The sequence below is a fragment of the Collinsella sp. D33t1_170424_A12 genome, assembly GCF_015554865.1.
Taxonomy (GTDB): domain Bacteria; phylum Actinomycetota; class Coriobacteriia; order Coriobacteriales; family Coriobacteriaceae; genus Collinsella.
In genome coordinates this window covers 1-2,953 of sequence record NZ_JADNJJ010000199.1, presented here as the reverse complement: position 1 = coordinate 2,953, position 2,953 = coordinate 1, and the positions used below count along the sequence as shown (strand labels likewise).

Here is a 2,953-nt window from a genome sequence, read left to right as displayed (position 1 = left end):
CTCGGGCGCCGCGATGAGCACCAGCAGGCGGACGTCCTTCACACCCTGGCGGCGCAGATACTCGATCGCCGCCGTGGCGGAGCCGCCCGTCGCCAGCATGGGGTCGACCACCAAGCAGGTGCGCTGGTCGATATCGGCGGGCACCTTGCAGTAGTACTCGTGCGGCTCGTGCGTCTCCTCATCGCGATACATGCCCACGTGCCCCACGCGCGCGGCGGGGATCAGCTCGAGCATGCCGTCGACCATACCCAGGCCGGCACGCAAGATGGGGATGATGGCAACCTTGCGGCCGGCGATGCGCTTGGCCACGGTCGCGCACATCGGCGTGGTGACCTCTACGTCCTCCAGGGGGAAATCACGAGTAGCCTCGTACCCCTCGAACAGCGCAAGCTCCTTCACGAGCTCGCGGAATTGCTTGGAACCCGTGTTCTGGTCGCGCATGATGGTGAGCTTGTGCTGAACCATGGGGTGGTCCACCACGACGACGCGCGAGGTATCGAATGCAACGCTCATAGTATGCTCCGTTCAGATCGCTTGGCTTAGCAGGCAGCCGGCTCGACGCCGGGCTGATCGGCCGCTTCGGCCTTGCCGGTGGTATCGAGCTGCATGATCTTCTCGACACGGCCGGCATGGCGACCGCCCTCGAACTCGGAGGTGAGGAAGACCTTCACGATCTCGCGGTTCACCTCGGGGTCGACGAAACGACCGGAGAGGCCGATAACGTTGCCGTCGTTATGGCGGCGGAACAGATCGGCGAACTCGGGCGTCGTGATAGACGAGGCGCGCACGCCCGCCACCTTGTCGGCGGCGACGGCGATACCGATGCCCGTGCCGCACACGCACACGCCGCGGTCGGCGTCGCCCGACGCTACACAGCGACCGACCTTCTCACCGAAATCGGGGTAATCCACGCGGTCGTCGGTGTCGGGGCCCAGATCGATGACCTCATGGCCGAGCTCGTTGGCGAGATACTCCTTGAGCATCTGCTTCTGCTCGAAGCCGGCATGGTCGGAACCAAGTGCGATACGCATTGAAAACGTCCTTTCGAATGAAATAAACAACAGTGACAGGCTACCCATTTTGCCCGTCGAATAGCGCCTTACTGTAACACGGTACGGGAGCGCGCCACCGCGTCGTGCCAACCGGACAGCACCCGGGCGAGCTCGACAGGGTTGCCCGCGGGCTGGAAGCATTTGCCAATAGCGCGGTTCTGCACCAGCTCCTCGCGATCCTCCCAGTAGCCCACCGCGAGGCCCGCCAGGTAAGCGGCGCCCAGCGCCGTAGTCTCGAGGCTCTCGGACTGCACGACCGAGATGCCCAGCAGGTCGGCCTGGAACTGCATGATGAACTCGTTGCGCGAAGCCGCGCCGTCCACCGAGAGAGACTCGAGCTTGCGCCCCGCATCCATCTCCATCGCGCGGAGCACGTCGAACGTTTGGTAGGCCATGGACTCGCATGCCGCGCGCACGAGGGTCGCGCGATCAGAAGCCGCCGTCAAGCCGCAGATCAAGCCACGGGAATCCGGGTCCCACCAGGGTGCTCCAAGCCCGCTGAACGCCGGGACGAGGTAGCAGCCCTTGTTGTTCGGGATCGACCGGGCGATCGCCGCGGTCTCCCCCGCGTCGGCTATGATGCCGAGCTTGTCGCGCAGCCACTGGATCACGCTGCCGGCATGGAAGATGGAACCCTCGAGCGCATAGCTGATGCGGCCGCTCTCGGCGATACCGATCGTCGAAACCAATCCGTTCTTAGATTCGACGACCTCGTCGCCGGTATTCATGAGCATGAAGCAACCCGTGCCGTAGGTGTTCTTCGTATCGCCCGGCTCGAAGCAGCAATGGCCGAAGAACGATGCCTGCTGGTCGCCCGCGACGCCGGTGATCGGCGGCGTGTGCGTCATGATCTCGCTCGAGACGCGGCCGAACTCGCCAGAGCTCCAACGCACCTCGGGAAGCATCGAATGCGGGATATCGAAGATCTTCAGCAGCTCCTCGTCCCACTCGAGCGTATGGATGTTAAAGAGCATGGTGCGGCTTGCATTGGTGTAATCCGTTGCATACACCATGCCGCCCGTCAGGTTGTAGATGAGCCATGTGTCGATGGTGCCAAACATGAGCTGTCCGGCCTCGGCTGCTTCGCGAGCGCCCGCCACGTTGTCCAAAATCCACTTGACCTTGGTTGCGGAGAAATACGCGTCGGGCTTCAGGCCCGTCTTCGAACGAATCACATCGGTCAGGCCGTCGTGAACGAGCTTATCGGCGATCGGCGCGGTCCTGCGGCACTGCCATCCGATAGCGTTGTAAATAGGCTGCCCGCTATCGCGATCCCATACCACGGTGGTCTCACGCTGGTTGGTGATACCGATAGCCGCGATACTATCGGAATGGATACCGCTCTTGAACTGCACCTCCATCATGACCGCTATCTGCGACGCAAGGATCTCCATAGGGTCTTGCTCCACCCAGCCGAGCTCGGGGTAGCTCGTCGTGATGGCACGCGACGCCTGTGCGACGATGCAATCGTACTCGTCGACGATGATCGCGCGCACCGATGTGGTACCCGAGTCGAGCGCCATGATGTACTTGCCGCCCTGGGGGAGATACATCGTGTCTACCAGTCCAAGATCCTTCAACGTGAATGCCATCGCTCGTACTCCATCTTATTTCGTATCCCTCGCGGGCACGTCCGCACGTTATGCGGTCTCGCCCGCTATAGTCAGCAGCTTCTTCGCGGTGAGCGCCCCCTCGCGCAGCACCTGCAGCCTTCCATCCCGTACCGCGACGATGCTCGAGGCGTCCCGGCACGCCGTAACGCCGGCATCGATCGCGACGTCCACGCCCTCGAGCACGCGTGCCTCGACATCGGCAAACGAGCTCGGAGCCGGCAGGCCATGCGTATTCGCGCTCGTCACCGCAAGCGGAGACCCGCACCGCTCGATAAGAGCAGCTACAAC

4 protein-coding genes are annotated in these 2,953 nt (G+C 63.1%); all 4 read right to left on the bottom strand.

What is annotated here, in order from left to right; translation table 11 throughout:
- Nucleotides 1–513, bottom strand: a 513-nt coding sequence (gene upp / locus I2E26_RS08280; protein WP_195420353.1) for a uracil phosphoribosyltransferase, incomplete at its 3' end; no start/stop codon positions are given.
- A 26-nt stretch (nucleotides 514–539) separates the two neighbouring features.
- Nucleotides 540–1,031 carry a ribose 5-phosphate isomerase B gene (rpiB, locus tag I2E26_RS08275; RefSeq protein ID WP_195420352.1) on the bottom strand — a complete coding sequence of 164 codons (492 nt, stop codon included), beginning with the start codon at nucleotides 1,029–1,031 and terminating at the stop codon, nucleotides 540–542.
- Between the two features lie 68 nt (nucleotides 1,032–1,099).
- A complete protein-coding gene (glpK, locus tag I2E26_RS08270; protein ID WP_147587834.1) occupies nucleotides 1,100–2,644 on the bottom strand; it encodes a glycerol kinase GlpK in 1,545 nt (514 codons plus the stop codon).
- Between the two features lie 48 nt (nucleotides 2,645–2,692).
- On the bottom strand, nucleotides 2,693–2,953 hold a 261-nt coding region (locus I2E26_RS08265; protein WP_195420351.1), incomplete at its 5' end, for an L-threonylcarbamoyladenylate synthase.

Coding starts and splice junctions, on each gene's coding strand:
- rpiB (WP_195420352.1), bottom strand. CDS start 1,031: ATGCGTATCGCACTTGGTTCCGACCATGCCGGCTTCGAGCAGAAGCAG.
- glpK (WP_147587834.1), bottom strand. CDS start 2,644: ATGGCATTCACGTTGAAGGATCTTGGACTGGTAGACACGATGTATCTC.